We start from the raw sequence: 17,741 nt of genomic DNA on the forward strand, positions 1-17,741 counted from the left end.
AAGTGCCCGCGTTTGGCGCTGCCGGGCGTTCGCCTGAAGAGGTGGCGATGTGTGTTGCCGGGTCCGCCCCCTGTCTACACATGGGGGCGGGAAGGGGCGAGGGAGACCGTCCGGCGAAGGGGTGAGTCACGACGATGCGCAGTCCCCGGTGCCGCGTTCCGTGGGTCGTTCTGGCGCTGGCCGCAGTGCTGGCGGCGGCCTGCGCCTGGTTCGGGGCGGCGGTGGAGGGGCGGCTGTCGCCGGGCGGGGTCGTGCCGGCGGCGACCGAGGCCGCCCGGGCCGACCGGCTGCTGCACGAGGGTTTCGCCTCCGCCCCGCCGCACCTCGTACTCGTCACCCGCGTGTCCGGTGCCACCCGGTCGGTCGAGGACCGCGCCGCGGCGGAGCAGGGAGAGCGGCTGGTACGGCGGCTCAGCGCCGACCGCTCCGTCTCCCAGGTGGTCTCCTACTGGCGGACCAGGGCGCCGTCGCTGCGCTCGGCGGACCGGCGCAGCGCCCTCGTACTGGTGCGGCTGCGCGGACGCGAGCAGGAAGCGACGGCGGCGGCCGGACGGCTGGTACCGCGGATGGCCGGCCGCCACGGCCCGCTGGAGGTCGAGGTCACCGGTGAGGCCGCCTCCCGCGCGGAGGCGCTGCGGCTGGCCGAGCGGGACCAGATCCGCGCGGAACTGCTGGCCCTGCCGCTGACCGCGCTGCTGCTGCTCGTGGTGTTCGGCTCTGCGGTGGCCGCCCTTCTGCCCGTTGCCGTGGGCGTGCTGGCCGTACTGGGTGCCCAGGCCGTTCTGCGGCTGCTCACCTTCTGCACCGAGGTGACGGTGAGCGCGACCAACATCTCCTCCGCGCTCGGATTCGCCCTCGCCGTCGATTACAGCCTCTTCCTGCTCGCCCGCCACCGGGAAGAGACCGCGGCCGGCGCCGAACCCGGCACCGCCCTGCGCACGGCGCTGCGGACCGCGGGCCGGGCCGTGCTGTTCTCCGCGGGCACGGTCGTCCTGTCCCTGGCCTCGCTGCTCGTCTTCCCGCACACGATCCTGCGCTCCATCGCCTACGGCGGCATCGCGGTCACCGCGTTCGCGGCCCTGGCCGGCCTGGTCGTGCTCCCGGCCCTCCTGACGGTCCTGGGGCCCCGCGTCCACCGGCCGGGCGTCCTCACCCGCCGGTACGGCCGTGTCCGTCCCGGCCCGTACGCCGAGGGCCGGGCCGCCGGGCCGGGGCGGTGGGGGCGCGTGGCCCGGGGCGCCCAACGGCGGCCCCGGCTCGTGGCCATCGGCGTCACCGCGGTGCTGCTGGTGCTCGCCACCCCCTTCACCCGGGTGCAGATCGGTCTCTTCGACGACCGCGTCCAGCCCGCCTCCTCCACCGTCGCCGAAGCCGGTACGGTGCTGCGCCACGCCTACCGGCCGGGCGCCGTGGTCACTCCGGCCACCGTGGTCCTGCCGCACTTCGACCTCCGGCGGCACGCCGCCCGGCTGGACGCCTACGCCCGGCGCGTCTCCCTCCAGAAGGGTGTGGAGCGGGTGGAAACGGCCACCGGCTCCTACTCCCGCGGCGCCCGCACGCCTCCGGCGGGCACCGCGGCATCCGCCTTCGCCTCGCCCCGCGGCGTCTGGCTGGCGGTCGCCACCCCCGGCGAGCCGTATTCCACCGCCAACCGCGACCTCGCCCGGACCCTGCGCGGGCTGCCCGCCCCCGCGCCCGTACTCGTCGGCGGGCCCGGCGCCGTACTCGACGACGTCCAGCGGGCGCTCCTCTCCCGCCTGCCCTGGTGCCTGTCCCTGGCTGGGGCGACGCTGCTGGCCCTGACCCTGGCGCTGACCCGGCGACCGGTCATGGCCCTCACCGCGCTGCTGCTCAACGCCCTGAGCCTGGCGGCCAGTTTCGGCGCCCTGGTGTTCGTCTTCCAGGAAGGCCACCTGGCCGGCCTCCTGGGCGGTTTTCCCGTCACCGGCACCACGGACGTGCTCATGCCCGCGCTCGTCTTCGGCATCGCCTTCGGCCTGTCCATGGACTACGAGATCTTCCTTCTCGCCCGTGTCTGCGAGGAGTACGAACGGGCCCCCGACGCCGCCACCGCCGTGGTCCGGGGCCTGGACCACACGGCGCGGCTGTTCACCTGGGCCGCGCTCACCCTGGCCGTCGTCATGGCCGCGCTGGCCACGTCGGACCTGGTGATGCTGAAGATCATCGGCGTCGGCCTCGCACTCGCGGTCCTGCTCGACGCCACCGTCGTCCGCGGGCTGCTCGCCCCCGCCGTCCTGGCCCTGGCCGGACGCGCCGCCTGGTGGAGCCCGTGGCCCCGCCGCCCGTCGGACCCCGTTTCGCAGCCCCTGCCGCCACGGCGGCCCCTGACCGGGCCGGCCGGTGCGCAACACCCCAGGAGTGACCCCTGATGACCGACCGGGCCCTGCGGCTCTCCCGGAGCCCCCACACCACCGCCCAGCGTCTGCTGAACGCCTCCGCGGCCCGCTCCTACGACCCCGCGGCGGACATCGACTGGAGCGCCCCCTTGCTGGACGACGCCTGGTTCTGGCCGCCCGAGCGGCTCGCGCTCTACGGCACCCCTCTGTGGGAGCGCATGGACCACCGGCAACGCCTCGAACTCTCCCGCCACGAGGCGGCCCACATGGCGCAGATGGGACACTGGTTCGAGCTGGCCATCATCCGCATGCTCGCCCGCCACCTGATGAACCGTGACGTCCTGGACGCACGCGCCTTCTACGCGCTGACGGAGATGGGCGACGAGACCCGGCACATCACCATGTTCGGACGGCTGCTGGCCACCCTCGGCTGCCCGGTGCACCGCGTCCCGGCCCACATCCGGCTGCCCTTCCCGCCGGCCGCGGCCGCGTTCCAGGACATCACCACCTTCACCAGCGCCCTGATCATCGAAGAAGTGCTCGACAGACTCCAACGGGAGGCCGCCCAGGACGAACGCGTCCAGCCCCTGGTGCGGTCGGTGTGCCGTCTGCACGTGGCCGAGGAGGCACGCCACGTCAGCTTCGCCCGCGCCGAACTCCGCGAAGCCGTGACGCACGCGTCCCGGGGCCGCCTGGCCTTCCACCGCCTCCTGACCGCCCTGGTCGCCTCCCACACCGTCCCGCCGCTCCTGCGTCCCGACCGGTACGGCGACCTCGGGCTCGCCCCCGGCGAGGCCCGCCGTCAGGCACGCCACAACCCCCACCACCGCGCCACGATGCTCTGGTGCGGAGAAAAGCTGATCGCCTTCCTCACCGAAGTGGACCTGATCAGGCGCCCCCAGCACCACCTGTGGCGCCGCTCCGGCCTGCTGGCCTGACCGTCACCACGGTGTGCACCAGCGCCGCGCCGCGTACTCGACCAGCGGATGGGCGGGAGCGCCCATCGCCACCCGTTTGAAGTGGTCTCTCACCCCGACCGGGACCAGCGCGTCGGCGAGCAGCCCCGCCTTCGCCTGCCTGCCGACCACATACCGGTGACGCGGCCGACGGGCGACGAGCGCCCGGCAGACGGCCGACACGACCGGCTCCGCGCTCGGCAGCCGCGTACCGGACTCCCGCAGCGCCGCCTCCGCCACCCGGTACATGTCGCCGAACAGCGTCTGCCGGGCCGCCAGCGCCGCCAGGCCGTCGGCGGCCCGGTCCTGGATGGCGCTCGCGTACGCGCCCGCCTCGACAACGGCGACCCGCACCCCGCCGGGCCCGGCCTCCATCCTCAGCGCGTCGTTCAAGGCGCCCAGCGCCGCCTTGCCCGCGCAGTACCAGCCCATGCCCGGGGCCGTGATACGGCCCGCGAGGGACGAGACGTTGACGATGCGTCCCTCCCCGTACTCACGCATCCCCGGCAGCACCAGCCGGGCCATGCGCGCGGCTCCCACCACATTGACTTCCAGCAACTGCCGCACCGCCGCGTCCTCAAGGTCCTCCACCGCCCCCACCAGCGGGACACCGGCGTTGTTCACCAGGGCCCACGGTCCGCCCCCGGTGGCCTCCGCGACCTGCGCGCACGCTCTGCGGCAGGAATCGGCATCCGCCACGTCCAGCAGCACCGTCCGCAGCCGTACGGCGGACTCGGCCGCCACGGCCCGGAGCTTCTCGGCCTTCGGCTCGTCACGCGCCGTGGCGAAAACGTCGAACCCGGCCCCGGCCAGACGCAGCGCCACCCCCAGACCCACACCACTCGTCGCACCTGTGACCAGAACGCTTCGACGCACCACACACCTCCACAGAAGCGGTACCCGCCCACCATGCGCACCCACCACCTCCGGCAGCCGAAGGCCGCTCCGGTGTGTCGCACAACCACCCGGCGAGTTCAGCCGTTCACCTCGGTCGATCGGGGCGCAGGGGCGTTGGCGGGGGTACTTGGGCCGCGCGGAGAGTACGCGTTCGGGAGGTCCTCCCCCACGCGGGACACGATCAGCTCCCCCGCGCGGGACACGACAGGGGTCCGTGCGGTCCGTCCGGCCCGGCGCGTGATCAGCTGACGTCATATCAGCAGCCCCACGGAGAACAGCGGTCGGCTGTGCCCGGCCGTCCTGGAAGTCACTGTTGTGCCGGGCCGGGCGAGTCGAGCATGGGTGTGCGTGCGAGTCCGTCCCAGCAACAACAGGAAGGACATCAGTCATGACGATCAGCTCGACCCCGGACGCGGACAGTCTGGCCGCGGTCGAAGCGAGGATCGATCGGCGCCGGGACCAGTACGCGCTGCCCGAAGGGCACGTCGCGGAGGCGGATTCGCCATGGCTCCCGTTCGTCCCGCAGGTGATGATCAAGCATCTGACGTTCGACATCCGCAGCAGTTCGGCCGCGAACGTCCTGTGGGTACAGGCCGGCGGCGAGCTGGGCCGCCACCGCCACCGTGGCCCGGTCTCCGGCTACGTGCTCGACGGCAGCTGGCGCTACCTGGAGTACGACTGGGTGGGCCGCCCGGGTGACTTCATCCGGGAAAGCCCGGGCCGCACCCACACCCTGGTCTCCGACGAGGGCATGAAGACCGTCTTCTGGCTGAACGGACCGGTGGAGTTCCTCGACGAGCAGAACCGGGTGACCGAGGTGATCGACGTCTTCTGGTTCATCGACCACTACGAGCGCGGCTGCCAGGAACAGGGCATCCCGATCAACCGGGCGCTCTACCTGTGATCCCGTTGAGCCCCCTGCAAGATCAACGATGAACAGCTGACGGGTTCTCACGGCCTCCGCCGAAACGCCTCCCGCCAGTGGCCCGCACAGGCCGTCGTCGGCGAGTATGCGACATCACCCGTGAAGGGCAGTTGAACCACAGCGCGAGCTGTGCACGGGATAGCGGGCTCTCCCCCGGCACCTGCCTTCGCCGGCCACTTCTTCGTTACCCCCCGTGTCGCCGTCCCCGCCCGGCCTGCACCTCAGAGGGCGGTCCAGTGGTAGGTCACGTCCGGCTCGTTCTCCTCGTTGCGGCTGCCGTCGTCCGACTCCCCGGCGGTGAAGCCGTGGCGCTCGTAGAAGGCGCGGGCCGCCTGGTTGCGCTGGAAGACGTGCAGCGAGAGCTCGTACGGAGAGGCCTCTCTGACGGCGGCCAGGAGGGCCGAGCCGATGCCCTGCCGCCGTACGTCCGGGCGCAGGTAGAGGTGGTCGAGCACGGTCCCGTCGAGGGCGGCGAACCCGACGATCTCGGGCTTCTCCCCGGTCTCGGCCACCCACACCGTGCTGCCGGGCAGGACGACGGCCTCGATCCAGGCCCGGGTCTGCTCGTCGCTGTACAGCCGGGGCAGGTACGGCATGGCCGCGGCCCGCGAAGCGAGGAACACGTTCGTGATCCCGGCGGCGTCCGCCGCTACCGCCTCGCGCAGCCGCAGATCCTGCGGTGTGGTGCTGCTTTCGGTGCTGCTTTCAGTATTGTGCGGGTTCGACGACATGGGGCGCTCGTTTCAGTCGGTGACAGGGGGGCGTTTCTGTCGGTGACAGGGCCAACTGCGCGGGCTTCCCCGCCTCGGGCCGCACCGACAAGCGCAGGGCGCCAGGACCTCAGTGCTGAATGAGTCCTCCGACCGGAACCGGAGCGACATGCCCCGTCGCCGGAAGCGTCCGTGCCAGAGCGAGACCGATGTCGACCAGCGATGACCGGCGTAGTCCGGCGACGTCGGGTATCGGTGTCCAGACCGATTCGGCGATTTCGCCGTTCGGCTCGGGGCGGAGTTGGCCGCCGGTTATCCGGACGCGGTAGAAGATGCCGACATTCTGGTGCTCCGGCAGGCCGGGCAAGGGGCGGTCGGCCGCGGGGATCACCCGGGAATCCACGCCCAGCAGGCGTTCGACCGCCGCGTCGCAGCCGGTTTCCTCGGCGACCTCGCGGATCACCGCGTCGAACGGGTCCTCCCCGTGCTCGACCCGGCCGCCCGGAAGCGTCCAGTTGCTTTCGCCTTTCGGCGATACGTGACGGGCGAGCAACACCCGTTCGTCCTCCATGCACACGGCGTACGCCGCCAGCCGGAAACTCAACCCCCACACCTCCCCGGGGGACTCTATCCGGCACAGACACTCGGCTCAGTACCCGTCACAGGCCCCGGACGACACCGCCGTACCCCGGATGTCCCCACCGCCGGTGCCGGGCAGGGCTTCGCGGCCGGTCAGCGGTGCGCGAGGCCCCCGATCATCAAGGTGAGGGTGAAGTCGAACCGGTCGTGGCCCTCGCCCGCGGTGAGTTCGGCGGCGTGGCGGGTGGTGTGGGGGAATGCCGCGGCGGGCAGGGCGGTGAGGCGGCGTTGCAGTTCGTCGCGGTCGAGGACCCAGGCGTCGTCGTCATGGGCTGCTCGTCGGCGGGCGATCGACGCCTCCAGGCAGTAGGCGGCCACGTACAGCAGGAGGGCGTCGACGGCCCAGGCGGCGTCCTGCGGGGCGACGCCTCCGGCGAGCAGGACCGCCAGCAGTGCTTCGCTGACGCGCAGCGTCTCCAGGTCGGTGGGGGCCATGGCCAGCGCCGCGCGGGAGATCCCGGGGTATTTCAGGTACTGGTCGCGCATCTGGACGCACACGCCGCGGATCTGCTCCTGCCAGGCCGCGGGGTCGGGCTCGGGGAGTACGAGCTCGGCGCACAGCCGCCCGATGAGCAGCTCGTCCAGGTCGGCCTTGTTGACCACGTGGGCGTAGAGCGAGGCGGGGCCGGTGTCGAGCGCGCCGGCCAGGCGGCGCATGGTCAGCGCCTCGTAGCCCTCGGTGGCGACGACGCCCAGCGCGGTGTCGACGACCTGTTCCACGGTGATCGGAGCCTTGCGGCGCCGTGGCTGGGGGGCGGTTCCGGCTTCGGGGTTCGGCGGCTGGTGGCGGGCCGCGCGTCGCTCTCTCGGGTTCACACCGTCATCATAACTTGACGCGAACAGCGTTCGTACGTAGAACGGCGTTCGTGAATATGTGCGTGAAGCAGGATGTGGACGTGACCGTGGTCGGAGCCGGGCCGGTGGGCCTCGTGCTCGCCGCGGAGCTGGCGCTCGCCGGGGCGACGGTGCAGGTGCTCGAACGGCTGGCCGAGCCGGACGAGGGAATGAAGGCGGGGGCGATCAACGTGCCGACGGCCGAGGCGCTGGACCGCCGCGGCCTGCTGCCCGCCGCCGAGCAGGTGCAGCGGGAGATGCTTGAGCGGGTGGGGTCGTTCGCCCGTGGGGCCGGCGACGAGCGGCCCGGTGACGGCCGGCGAGCGCGCGAGCCGCGGTTCACCGGGCATTTCGCGGGGATGGTCCTCGACCCCGGCCTCGTGGACTGGTCCGATCCCGACCTCGCCGCGCACACCGCGGTCGACGGTGCGAGGATGGTGCCGCAGCGGGAGCTGGAAGAGCTGCTGGCGGGCCATGTCGCGCGACTCGGCGTGCCGGTGTGTCGCGGGGTCGAGGTCACCTCGCTCGAAGACACCGGCGAGGGCGTACTCGTCGGCACCACCGCGGGCACGGTACGCACCGGATGGCTGGTCGGGTGCGACGGCGGCCGCAGCACCGTACGCCGCCTCGCGGGCATCGCTTTCCCCGGCACCGACCCCGAACTCACCGGGCATCTGGCGGTCGCCGACATCGCCGACCCGGAGAAGCTGGCGCCCGGATGGACGTGGTCGCCCCACGGGGCGTACCGCTACGGGCCGCAGCCGGGGCGGGTGGTCACCGTGGAGTTCGACGGCGTCGGCGCCGACCTCGCCCGCGCTCGACACGGCTCGCGCGGGGCGCCCAAGGCGCCGGTCACCCTTGAGGAGGTGCAGACCAGTCTGCGCCGGGTCTCGGGCACGGATGTCACGCTGACCGCGCTGCGCGGCACCGCGACCCGCTGGTCCGACAACGCCCGGCAGGCCGCGACGTACCGGTCGGGACGGGTGCTGCTGGCCGGTGACGCCGCGCATGTGCACTCGCCGTTCGGCGGTCAGGGGCTCAATCTCGGGGTCGGCGACGCGATGAACCTCGGCTGGAAGCTCGGCGCCGTGGTCGCCGGGTGGGCGCCCGAGGGGCTGCTCGACAGCTATGACGCCGAGCGGCGTCCCCTCGGCGCCTGGGTGCTGGACTGGACGCGGGCCCAGGTTGGGGTGTTGCGCGGGGACGCCAGGTCGGCCGCGCTGCGGGAGGTCGTCGCCGGCCTGCTGAGCACCCGGGACGGCGCGACGTACGCCGTCAAGAAGATCTCCGGCGTCACCCAGCGCATCGACCTGCCCGGTGACCATCCGCTGGTCGGGCGGTTCGCGCCGGACCTGTGGCTGCGGGACGGGTCCCGGCTGGCCGACCACGGTCACGGCGGCGGGTTCCTGCTGCTCGACCGCACTCCGGACGGCGCGTTCGCCCGCCTCGCCGAGGCGTGGGCCGGGCGGGTGGGCATCGTGACCGACGACCACGCGGCGCCGGCCGGGGTACTGGTACGCCCGGACGGAGTGGTCGCCTGGGCCGCCGACGCCTCCGGCGACGCCGCCGTCGGCGGGCTTGAGGCCGCTCTGCGCCGGTGGGCCGGCGTGCCGTCGTCCCCGTCCGTCGAGGTGCCCGGCACGCCGGCCGCTTCCGTTGGGCGTGCCCGGCACGCCGGCCGCCGGGAGCGTCCGACGGCGTAGGGGTGCGCCGTCCGGCCGCCGCGGCCCCGGGGGCCGACCGCCGACTGCCGCGCCCGTCGGCTCATGGCCGAATCCGTATCCCGATAACCGGCCAACCTGGGATTCCTCTGGCCATGCGCTTCCCTCAGGCGCTTAGGTAGCTGTCAGGCATCCGCCGGTCCGTCTCGGACAGGGTTACGGAACGGCCGGTACGCGTGGGCGCTGGCGCCCGCACGCCGGCCCGGCCCCGCCCCGCCGTCCCGTGGGACCGCACACCCGCACCCTGCCCAGAGGAATTCCCTGTCCATGCCCGCGACTGCTCACCGCCCGGTGTCATGTCCCCACCAACCGCCGCACCGCGGTGCCCACGGCAGCGGCCGGGGAGCAGCCCACCGCACCACCAGGCTCCGGGACTGTCCGAACCGGCCGGTCGCCTCATGAAGGCGCCCAGACCGGCCCCGGCCCGGCACCGCCGCCCACCGCACTCCCCCGCCCCTCCCGCCGGGGGCACCGCCTCCCGTCCGGCCGGCCGGGAGGAGCGCCGATGACCGCCTCGCACCCGGCCGGTCGCGACCCGGATCTCTACCGAGCGGTACAGGACATCCGGGCGGGTTACTGGATGCAGATGCGGCAGGTGCTGGCCCGGACCGGGTACTGGGCGCAGTGGACGTCGCGTACCCAGGTGCTGGGTGTGGCGGCGGCCGAGACCAACACCGTGGAACTGTGGCTCGAAGAGGAGCCGGACAGCCTCGCCGCGCAGGTGATGTACGCCCGGGTCGCCACCGAGCGGGTGCTGCGGGCCCACCGGAAGCGGACGGCGACGAGCCCGGGGCAGGCACGGCGCCTGGAGAAGCTGGCGGAAGGGGCCTGGCAGGCGAGCAGCAGGGCCGCGGCCTTGCACCCCGGGGACCCGGTGCCCTGGAACTGTTTCATCGCCCTGACCGAAACGGACGCGATCGGACGCCACCCGCAGCACCGCGTTCCCCCGCCGCAGCCGGAGCACCTGCTGCCGCCCGGACCGTGGGGGCTGCTGCGGGAGGCGCACCGGCGGGACCCGTTCAACCGCGAGGCGTGGCACCGCATGTCCCAGGCGCTCCAGTCCCGTCCGGGCCCCGCGGGCCGGCGCGCGGTCGCGACGGACTTCGCGCGCTGGACGGTCTCTCTCGCGCCGGCCGACTCACCGCTGCTCCTGCTCCCGGTCTACGCCCGTGTCCAGGAGAACCGGGAGCGGCGGGACAGCGGTGAGGGCGCGGTGAATCTGCTCTGGAGCCGTGACGACATCACCCGGGCCGTCACCAGAGCTTTCACGGGCTGGTTCCGGAACTGCGATCCGGCCACCAGTTCCCAGCTGGACCTGAACCACCTGGCGTACGCGCTCGTGCGGGGCGGCTTTCCGCACTGGGCGGCGCAGGTCTTCGAGGCCATCGGCGTCTTCGCCACACGGGATCCGTGGCAGTACCACGCCCAGCATCCCCACCAGTGGCAGGAAACGTTCGAGACAGATCGCGACGCCTGTCTGAAGTCGCATGCCCCGCACGTGGAGGAACGCCGCCCGTGAATTCCCGCCGCTTTTCCGGGCGGGCGCCACCGAGGCCCCCGGCGGCCCGACAGCCCGCCTCGTCCTTCCCCCTTTCTGCTTTCCCGTGCGGAGATCCACGATGCGTACTTCGGCACATGCACGACGGCACCGGCCCGGCCCGCTCGACGAGGACGAACGCCTGCTCAAGGAGCTCGGCTATACGCAACAACTGCACCGGCGCATGGGCGCGTTCGGCAATTTCGCCGCTTCCCTGTCGGTCATCTCCATCATGTCCGGGACGCTGCTGCTGTTCGGCTTCGGCCTGAACAGCGGCGGCCCCGCCGTGGTGATGTGGGGGTGGCTCGCCGTCGGACCGCTGGTGCTGTGCCTGGCGGCGGCGCTGGCCGAGATCACCTCCCGCTACCCCACCAGCGGTGGCCTGTACTACATGGCCCGCCAGCTCGGCGGTGAGCGGTGGAGCTGGTACACCGGCTGGCTCAACCTCCTGGGCCTGCTCGCCGGGATCGCGGCCCAGGACTACGGCATCGCGACCTTCACCGCCGCCTGGGCGAACCTGCAGTGGGGCATCGTGCCGTCCCCGGGGGGCCTGCTGGCGCTGTACGCGGTCATTCTCGTACTGCACGCGGTCCTGAACCTCTTCGGCGCCCGGCTGATGAACTTCCTGACGTCCGTGAGCGCGTGGTGGCATCTGGCCGGTGCGGTCGTCATCATCAGCGCCCTGACGTTCATCCCCTCCCACCACCAGCCCGCCGGCTTCGTGTTCTCCGAATTCACCAACAACACCGGCTGGGGCGCGCCGGTGTATGTGATCCTGCTGGGCATGCTGCTGCCGTGCTTCGCCCTGGCCGGTTACGACACCTCCGCGCACCTGAGCGAGGAGACCAGCCGGGCCTCCGTCGCCGCGGCCCGTGGCATCGTCCGCTCGGTGGCCGTTTCCTGGGTCGCCGGCGGCATCCTGCTGGCAGCGCTGATGTTCGCCGTGCAGGATTACGCCGCGACCCTGGCCAGTCCGACCGGCGTACCGGTGGCGCAGATCTTCCTGGACGCGCTGGGCGTGGCCACGGCCAAGGCCCTGCTGCTGGTGATCATCGTGGCGCAGTTCCTGTGCGGATACACGGTGACCGCCTCCGCCAGCCGCATGATCTACGCGTTCTCCCGGGACGGCGCCCTGCCGGGCTGGGCCCGCTGGCAGAAGGTCAGCCGCCGCACCGCCATTCCGGCCAACGCCGTCTGGCTCGCGATCGCCGTCGCCTTCGTCCTCGCCCTGCCGTCCCTGTACTCCGCCGGCGCGTTCTCCGCAGTCACCGCCATCTCGGTCGTGGGCTTCACCCCCGCGTACGCCATTCCGGTGCTGCTGCGGCTGCGCCACCGCGACAAGTGGACGCCCGGGCCCTGGCAGCTGGGCCGCTGGAGCCGGCCGATCGGCTGGACGGCGGTGCTGTGGGCGGGCGCGGTGACCGCGCTGTTCATGCTGCCGCAGACCAGCCCGGTCACCGCAGCCACCTTCAACTACACGCCTGTCGCCACGTTGGCGGCCCTCGCCCTGGCGGCCCTGTGGTGGCGCATCGGACGCCGTTCCTACGTGGAGCGCCGTTCCAGCACGGTCCGGACCCAGGACGAGGAGCTGGAAGGCATTGTCTGATGACGCCTCGAACCTGCGGCGCGGGGAAAGCCGCCCAGGGCACGGCTCCCCGGAGCCGCCTGCGACCGGCTCACAAGACGTCACAAGCCCGATCACGTGTGGAGGTACGGTGACCGATTTCGCGGAGGCCGTCGAATCGGTGGAACAGCTCGTCACCGCCTGGCGGACCATGGTGCTCGACCGCGACGCGGACGCGGATGTGCGCGACCTGCCGGGCATCGCCGTCCGGTGGGCCGACAGCCGGTTCTCCTTCTGGAACTGCGTCGCCCTGACCGATGTCGGGGCGGGCGCCGATCTCGTCCGTCAACGCCTGAACCAGGCAGCGGACATCATGCGCGCCAAGAAGCACCCGGGTTACCTGTGGCTCTTCGAGGACCTGCTCGACGACGAGGCCCGCTCCGTGTTCGGGACGGCGGCCGAGCAGGCAGGTCTCCGGTACGCGTTCCCCGGTACGGGGATGGCCGGCGACCTGCTCCCGGTCCCCGACCCGGTCCACCCCGACCTCACGTTCGTCCGCGTGAGCGACGACGAGCAGTTGCGGGCGTACGCGGACCTCAATTCGCGCGCCTACGGCTTCCCTCTGGAGGACGGCCGCGAGGGGCTCGTCGGGTCCGCGCTCTGGAAGAGCGGGATACACGCCTATCTGGCCCTGCGCGGGAACACACCGGTGGCCTGCGCCGCCACGCTCGCGGCGGACGGCCGCCTTTTCGTCGCGTTCGTCGCCACGGATCCGCGGTGGCAGCGCAGGGGCTACGGCGAGGCGGTCACGCGCAAGGCGCTGCACGAGGGCGGCCGGGCCACCGGGCTGACCCGCGCCACGCTGCACGCGACCGCCGCCGGGGCCCCGGTGTACCCGCGCATCGGCTTCGAGCCGAACTCACCGATCCACTTCTACAACGTGGCGGAGTAAGCCGTCGAGGTGGTGCCCCCGCAACCGGGGGCTCGGGTTGGATCACGGCGCAGACACCGTCCGGGCCGGGCGGGAGCCGTGGGGGCCCGCGGCGGATGCCCTCCGTACGTCAGATCTGGTTCTCACCTCCGTCGACGTACAGGTTCGCGCCGAGGATGAAGCTGCTCTGGTCGGAGGCGAGGAACGCCACCAGTCCGGCGACCTCCTCCGGGCGTCCCATCCGGCCGAGCGCCGCGGTCCGGGCGAGCTGCGCCCGGGCCTCGGCCGCGTCCTCCTCGCCGAAGAGGCTGGTGATGCCGGGGGTGTCGATCGGGCCGGGTGAGATCGCGTTGACCCGGATGCCGCGGTCCTTGAGGGTGTTGGCCCAGGTCCGCGCGAAGGAGCGGACGGCGGCCTTGGACGCCGCGTACAGGGTGAACGCCTCCCTGCCGTGGTCGGCGGCGGTGGAGGCGTTCAGGACGACCGAGGCACCGTCGTTGAGCAGCGGCAGCGCCTTCTGCACGGTGAACAGCGTGCCGCGCACGTTGATCCCGAAGACGTGCTCGAAGTCCTCCTCGGTGATCTGTCCGAGGGTCCCCAGCGAGGCGGTCGCCGCGTTCGCGAACAGCACGTCCAGCCCCTGGCCCCGGGCGCGGACGGCGTCGTACAGCCGGTCCAGGTCGGCCGGGTCCGCGATGTCGCCCGCCACCGCGGTGGCCCGGGTCGAGCCGATGGTCTCGACGGCCGCGTCCAGCTCGGCCTTGCGTCGGCCGGTGATGAAGACATGCGCGCCTTCTTCGGCCAGCCGTACGGCGGCGGCCAGACCGATCCCGGTGCCGCCGCCGGTGACAACGGCGGTCCTGCCCTCCAGCTGTCCCATGTGAATGACCTCCCTCTATTTAAGTACCGATCGGTACTGAACGAGACCGTAGCACTTCCGCACCGGTCGGTACAGAAGAGGTAGGATCAAGGGCATGGAGACGCAGCGGAGGGCGGAGACGCAGCGGAGGGCGCCGGTCGGCCGCCCGAGGGGATTCGACGCCGACGAGGCCCTCGAACGGGCCATGCGGGTCTTCTGGGAGCGGGGCTACGAAGGCGCCGGCCTCACCGACCTGACCAGCGCCATGGGCATCACCCGCACCAGCATGTACGCGGCGTTCGGCAACAAGGAGGACCTGTTCCGCAAGGCCCTGGAGCGCTACTCGGAAGGCCCCGCCTCGTACGGGGCGCGGGCCCTGCGGGAGCCGACCGCCCAGCAGGTGGCCACCGCGTTCCTCGACGGCTCCGTCCGCGCCACCACCCGCCCCGGCTGCCCGGCCGGGTGCTTCGGCGTCCAGGCCTCGCTCGCCGCCGGCGGCGCCGCGCGCGCTGCCCGGGACGCCCTCACCGCCTGGCGCAACGAGGGCACCGCCCAGCTCCGCGACCGGTTCCGGCGAGCCGTCGACGAAGGCGACCTGCCTCCGGACTCCGATCCCGGGGTGCTCGCCCGCTACATCATGACCGTGGCGAACGGCCTCGCCGTCCAGGCCGCCAGCGGCGCCACCCGCGACGAACTCCAGCAGGTCGCCGACGCGGCCCTGCGGAACTGGCCGCCCGCCTGAGGGGGCAGGTCACCGGAGAAACCACGGGCCCTGTGAGAACGGACAACGGACGCGCACCTTCCTGTGAGGATCAGCCGAACAAGCGGGTGCTTCCACAGGGCACTCTGGGCTGTCCGGGCAGCGGCCCGGCCGAGTCGGTTCGATGCGGTGAGGAGCACCTGTGGACGCCTGCACGCTCGGCGACCTGATCGACGCCGTGGGCAGCCCGCCCCTGCGGCTGCTCACCGCGCCCAGCGGGACCGCCGTCCCGGTCACCGAAGCGCTCCTGTACGACGCGCACGCCCCCCTGCCCCATGCGTCCGGCGCCCTGCTGCTCGCGGTCGGCGTGCGGGCGGCCGCGGCCGGGCCGCTGGTGCGGGCCGCGGCGGAGGCCGGGATGGCCGGGGTCGTGGTGCGGGGTGCGGACGGGCCGCCGGCCGGCGAGGCCGAGGCGTACGGCATGGCGCTGCTCACCGTCGACGAGGACGCGGCCTGGCACCACGTGCACCTGATGCTGGCCTCGGCGATCGGCGCGCGGGCCGCTCAGGGCGGCGGACTCGCCGACCTGTTCGCGCTGGCCGACGCGATCGCGGCGGCGACCGGCGGGGCGACGGCCGTGGAGGACCCCCACCAGCGGATCCTGGCCTACTCCACCGTGCCCGGTCAGCCGGTCGACGAGGACCGCCGCCAAGGCATCCTCGGCCTCCAGGTCCCGGGCAGCGTGGACAACACCGAACAGGTCCGGCGGGTGGTGGCCGCGGACGGGCCGGTACGGCTGCCCCCGCTCACGGCGGGCGGGCTGCCGCGGCTCGCCGTCGCGGTACGGGCCGGCGGCGAAACCCTCGGATCGGTCTGGGTGGTCGACGGCGGCACGCTCGCTCCGGACGCCGAACAGACCCTCGCCCAGGGCGCGTCCACGGCGGCGCTGCTCCTGCTGCGCGCCCGCGCGGCGAGGGAACTGGCCCGCCGTCAGAACACCGATCTGGTGCGCCGGCTGCTGGACGGTTCGGCGGACGCTCCGACGGCAGCGCACCGCCTGGGGCTGGACGCGGTCCGCGTGGCCGCGTTCACACTGGACTTCGCGGCGAGCGCGCCGGACGCCGAGCGGGCCTGCCTCAGGCTGCTGGACGTCGTACGTCTCCAGTGCGAGGCACGTTACGGGCGGCAGGCGTGCGTGCTTCTGGACGGGGTGGTGTACGCGCTGCTGCCCGCGGCCGGGGAGAACGGCGGGGCAGCGCGCGCGGCGCAGGAGCGCAAGTCGGTCCACCAGCGGCACCGGCAGCTGGCCGAGGACATCGTCCGCCAGGCCGGGCAGTCGCTGCGCGCGCCGGTACGGGCGGCGCTCGGCGAGGTGACGCCGGACCTCGGCGGGGTGGCGGACTCGCGCGCGGACGCGGATGTGGTCCTGCGCCTGCTGCACGACGCGCTGCCGGTGGCCACGATCGACGAGGTACGTCCCCGGGCGACGCTGCTGCGGCTTGCCGAGGTGGTGCAGGGCCGGCGGGAGTTGCGGGCGGGCGCCTGGCAGCGGGTCCTGGCGGCGGACGCCGAGCAGGGCACCGACTACGCCCGCACGCTGGTGTCCTGGTTCGACGCGGGCTGCGATGTGGCGGGCGCGGCGAAACTGCTCTCCGTCCATCCCAACACCTGCCGCTACCGGCTCAAACAGGCCGGGCGGCAGCTGGGGATCGATCTGGAGGATCCGGATGAACGGCTTGTGCTCTGGTTGCAGTTGAGGGTGTTGGCGGGGGTCGGGGGCGCGGACGGTCGTCGCAATTCTTGAGGCTTACCGTCGGCGTCATCCCCCCGCCCGCGTGGTGTGCGGGGCGCCGGATTTTCGGACCGTGCCCGGGGGCACGGTGGAATTCCGCCGTGCCCCCGGGCAGCACCGCCGTCCTGCCCGGAAACCGTTCCGTTTCCGGTCAGCGTAGGTCGCGGATGAGGTCGCCGATGATGGCGTCCACCCGGTCCGAGTCGAACGTTTCCGAGCCGATCAGCAGGGTCACGGCCCGTCGGCCGTCCTCGGTGACGGCATTCCGGAATTTGTGGCCGCTTTCCATATGGCCGCTGTGTCCCCAGGTGACGAAACCCGGCACGCGCTCGTAGCGCTCGACTCCCAGGCCGTACCCTTCACCCGACGAGACGTCCGGGACGGTCTTCTTCAACTCCGCGAGCTCGGCCGGGGCCAGCAGTTTCCCGGTCATCAGCGCGGTCCAGAAAGTGGTCGCGTCGGCTCCGGTGGAGACCAGTGCCCCCGACGCGTCGGCCCCGGAGGTGTTCCATTCCGTCCTGTCCCGCAACGCCCCGTTCCGCTCCGCGTAGCCTCGCAGGTCCGGCTTGGGGAGCTCGGTCCGGTCACCGGGCCAGTAGGTCTCGCGCAGCCCGAGGGGCTCGATGATCCGCTGTTCGATCTCGGTGCCGATGTCGCGGCCGGTGACCGCGGTGACGATCAGGCCGGCCAGGTTGTAATTGGTGTTGGAGTAGGAGAAGCCGGATGGAGTCCGGTCGTCGGGCGGGGGCAGCGTGAGCGCCTGCTCGACCGTCTGCAAGGGTTCCACGTGATCCCAGCGGCGTGCGTCCAGGTCGTGCCAGAACGGCGCGTCCAGGTAATCGGGCAGGCCGCTGGTGTGCTGCAGGAGCTGCCGGACCGTTATCTTGCGTCCATCGTGGTGACCGGTGCGGATGAGGCCGGGCAGATAGTGGTCCACGGTGTCGTCGAGCTTGATGCGGCCTTCGCCGACGAGTTGCAGCACGACCGTCGCCGTCCAGGTTTTGGTGTTGCTGGCGATACGGCTGTGCTCATTGCCGACGACCTGACGGCCCGTCTTCAGGTCGGCGAGACCGACACCGCCGTTCCAGACACCGCAGCGGGGGCTTTTCACCGTCACGCTGATACCCGAGGCGCCGACTTCCTTCAGCGCCTTGAGCGCTGTCCGGATCGGCTTGCTGTCACACCGCGGTGTCCCGGCCGAGGCGGCGGGCGCCGTGGCGGACACCATCGCCAAGGAGGCGGTAACGGCCAAGGCCGCGAGAATACTCGTCCTGCATCGCATGCTTTCTCCTTCGCAGAATGGATTGGGGGCTTACAGC

General features: G+C 72.6%; 15 protein-coding genes. 9 read left to right on the forward strand and 6 right to left on the reverse strand.

What is annotated here, in order from left to right; translation table 11 throughout:
• Nucleotides 1-134: 134 nt before the first annotated feature.
• Nucleotides 135-2,390 carry an MMPL family transporter gene (locus CP973_RS21710; RefSeq protein ID WP_150244060.1) on the forward strand — a complete coding sequence of 752 codons (2,256 nt, stop codon included), beginning with the start codon at nucleotides 135-137 and terminating at the stop codon, nucleotides 2,388-2,390.
• A complete protein-coding gene (locus CP973_RS21715) occupies nucleotides 2,390-3,295 on the forward strand; it encodes an AurF N-oxygenase family protein (RefSeq protein WP_150244062.1) in 906 nt (301 codons plus the stop codon). The genes CP973_RS21710 and CP973_RS21715 overlap by 1 nt, the downstream gene beginning before the upstream one ends.
• A 3-nt stretch (nucleotides 3,296-3,298) precedes the next feature.
• Here CP973_RS21715 and CP973_RS21720 read toward each other — a convergent pair whose 3' ends face one another.
• Nucleotides 3,299-4,237, reverse strand: coding sequence for an SDR family NAD(P)-dependent oxidoreductase (locus CP973_RS21720; RefSeq protein WP_425282009.1), 939 nt, complete (start codon nucleotides 4,235-4,237; stop codon nucleotides 3,299-3,301).
• A gap of 361 nt (nucleotides 4,238-4,598) precedes the next feature.
• Between CP973_RS21720 and CP973_RS21725 the strand changes: the two genes are divergently transcribed.
• The gene (locus CP973_RS21725) at nucleotides 4,599-5,114 is read left to right on the forward strand and encodes a 2,4'-dihydroxyacetophenone dioxygenase family protein (RefSeq protein WP_150244066.1); all 516 of its coding nucleotides are present in this window, start codon (nucleotides 4,599-4,601) and stop codon (nucleotides 5,112-5,114) included.
• Nucleotides 5,115-5,356: 242 nt separating this feature from the next.
• Here the strand turns inward: CP973_RS21725 and CP973_RS21730 are convergent, their stop codons facing one another.
• From CP973_RS21730 to CP973_RS21740, 3 genes are all read right to left on the reverse strand, one after another.
• Nucleotides 5,357-5,866: a GNAT family N-acetyltransferase gene (locus CP973_RS21730; protein ID WP_150244068.1), complete on the reverse strand. Its 510-nt coding sequence runs from the start codon at nucleotides 5,864-5,866 to the stop codon at nucleotides 5,357-5,359.
• A gap of 109 nt (nucleotides 5,867-5,975) precedes the next feature.
• Entirely contained in the window at nucleotides 5,976-6,449 is a 474-nt protein-coding gene (locus CP973_RS21735; RefSeq protein WP_150244070.1) for an NUDIX hydrolase, read from the reverse strand.
• Nucleotides 6,450-6,577: 128 nt separating this feature from the next.
• Nucleotides 6,578-7,300: a TetR/AcrR family transcriptional regulator gene (locus CP973_RS21740; RefSeq protein WP_150244072.1), complete on the reverse strand. Its 723-nt coding sequence runs from the start codon at nucleotides 7,298-7,300 to the stop codon at nucleotides 6,578-6,580.
• A gap of 56 nt (nucleotides 7,301-7,356) precedes the next feature.
• Here CP973_RS21740 and CP973_RS21745 point away from each other — a divergent pair, with 56 nt between their 5' ends.
• The 4 genes from CP973_RS21745 to CP973_RS21760 all read left to right on the forward strand — a co-directional run bounded on the left by CP973_RS21745 (nucleotide 7,357) and on the right by CP973_RS21760 (nucleotide 13,092).
• Complete coding sequence (locus CP973_RS21745) at nucleotides 7,357-9,021, forward strand: FAD-dependent monooxygenase (protein WP_150244074.1); 1,665 nt, start codon at nucleotides 7,357-7,359, stop codon at nucleotides 9,019-9,021.
• A 523-nt stretch (nucleotides 9,022-9,544) separates the two neighbouring features.
• Entirely contained in the window at nucleotides 9,545-10,558 is a 1,014-nt protein-coding gene (locus CP973_RS21750; protein ID WP_150244076.1) for a hypothetical protein, read from the forward strand.
• A 100-nt stretch (nucleotides 10,559-10,658) separates the two neighbouring features.
• The gene (locus tag CP973_RS21755) at nucleotides 10,659-12,182 is read left to right on the forward strand and encodes an amino acid permease (protein ID WP_150244078.1); all 1,524 of its coding nucleotides are present in this window, start codon (nucleotides 10,659-10,661) and stop codon (nucleotides 12,180-12,182) included.
• A gap of 109 nt (nucleotides 12,183-12,291) precedes the next feature.
• A complete protein-coding gene (locus CP973_RS21760) occupies nucleotides 12,292-13,092 on the forward strand; it encodes a GNAT family N-acetyltransferase (RefSeq protein ID WP_150244080.1) in 801 nt (266 codons plus the stop codon).
• Nucleotides 13,093-13,201: 109 nt separating this feature from the next.
• Here the strand turns inward: CP973_RS21760 and CP973_RS21765 are convergent, their stop codons facing one another.
• Nucleotides 13,202-13,951: an SDR family NAD(P)-dependent oxidoreductase gene (locus CP973_RS21765; protein ID WP_150244082.1), complete on the reverse strand. Its 750-nt coding sequence runs from the start codon at nucleotides 13,949-13,951 to the stop codon at nucleotides 13,202-13,204.
• Nucleotides 13,952-14,045: 94 nt separating this feature from the next.
• Here CP973_RS21765 and CP973_RS21770 point away from each other — a divergent pair, with 94 nt between their 5' ends.
• Entirely contained in the window at nucleotides 14,046-14,672 is a 627-nt protein-coding gene (locus tag CP973_RS21770; protein WP_150244084.1) for a TetR/AcrR family transcriptional regulator, read from the forward strand.
• Nucleotides 14,673-14,832: 160 nt separating this feature from the next.
• A complete protein-coding gene (locus CP973_RS21775; protein ID WP_150244086.1) occupies nucleotides 14,833-16,434 on the forward strand; it encodes a PucR family transcriptional regulator in 1,602 nt (533 codons plus the stop codon).
• Nucleotides 16,435-16,573: 139 nt separating this feature from the next.
• Here CP973_RS21775 and CP973_RS21780 read toward each other — a convergent pair whose 3' ends face one another.
• Nucleotides 16,574-17,704, reverse strand: a complete 1,131-nt coding sequence (locus CP973_RS21780; protein WP_244409927.1) for a serine hydrolase domain-containing protein — start codon at nucleotides 17,702-17,704, stop codon at nucleotides 16,574-16,576.
• Nucleotides 17,705-17,741: the final 37 nt, after the last annotated feature.

Origin of the sequence: Streptomyces albofaciens JCM 4342 (assembly GCF_008634025.1) — a bacterium.
Lineage (GTDB): Bacteria > Actinomycetota > Actinomycetes > Streptomycetales > Streptomycetaceae > Streptomyces > Streptomyces albofaciens.

Excerpts from the sequence above, each read along its gene's own strand:
- CP973_RS21710 (WP_150244060.1), top strand. The coding sequence starts at position 135 with ATGCGCAGTCCCCGGTGCCGCGTTCCGTGGGTCGTTCTGGCGCTGGCC.
- CP973_RS21715 (WP_150244062.1), top strand. The coding sequence starts at position 2,390 with ATGACCGACCGGGCCCTGCGGCTCTCCCGGAGCCCCCACACCACCGCC.
- CP973_RS21725 (WP_150244066.1), top strand. The coding sequence starts at position 4,599 with ATGACGATCAGCTCGACCCCGGACGCGGACAGTCTGGCCGCGGTCGAA.
- CP973_RS21730 (WP_150244068.1), bottom strand. The coding sequence starts at position 5,866 with ATGTCGTCGAACCCGCACAATACTGAAAGCAGCACCGAAAGCAGCACC.
- CP973_RS21745 (WP_150244074.1), top strand. The coding sequence starts at position 7,357 with ATGTGCGTGAAGCAGGATGTGGACGTGACCGTGGTCGGAGCCGGGCCG.
- CP973_RS21750 (WP_150244076.1), top strand. The coding sequence starts at position 9,545 with ATGACCGCCTCGCACCCGGCCGGTCGCGACCCGGATCTCTACCGAGCG.
- CP973_RS21755 (WP_150244078.1), top strand. The coding sequence starts at position 10,659 with ATGCGTACTTCGGCACATGCACGACGGCACCGGCCCGGCCCGCTCGAC.
- CP973_RS21765 (WP_150244082.1), bottom strand. The coding sequence starts at position 13,951 with ATGGGACAGCTGGAGGGCAGGACCGCCGTTGTCACCGGCGGCGGCACC.
- CP973_RS21770 (WP_150244084.1), top strand. The coding sequence starts at position 14,046 with ATGGAGACGCAGCGGAGGGCGGAGACGCAGCGGAGGGCGCCGGTCGGC.
- CP973_RS21780 (WP_244409927.1), bottom strand. The coding sequence starts at position 17,704 with ATGCGATGCAGGACGAGTATTCTCGCGGCCTTGGCCGTTACCGCCTCC.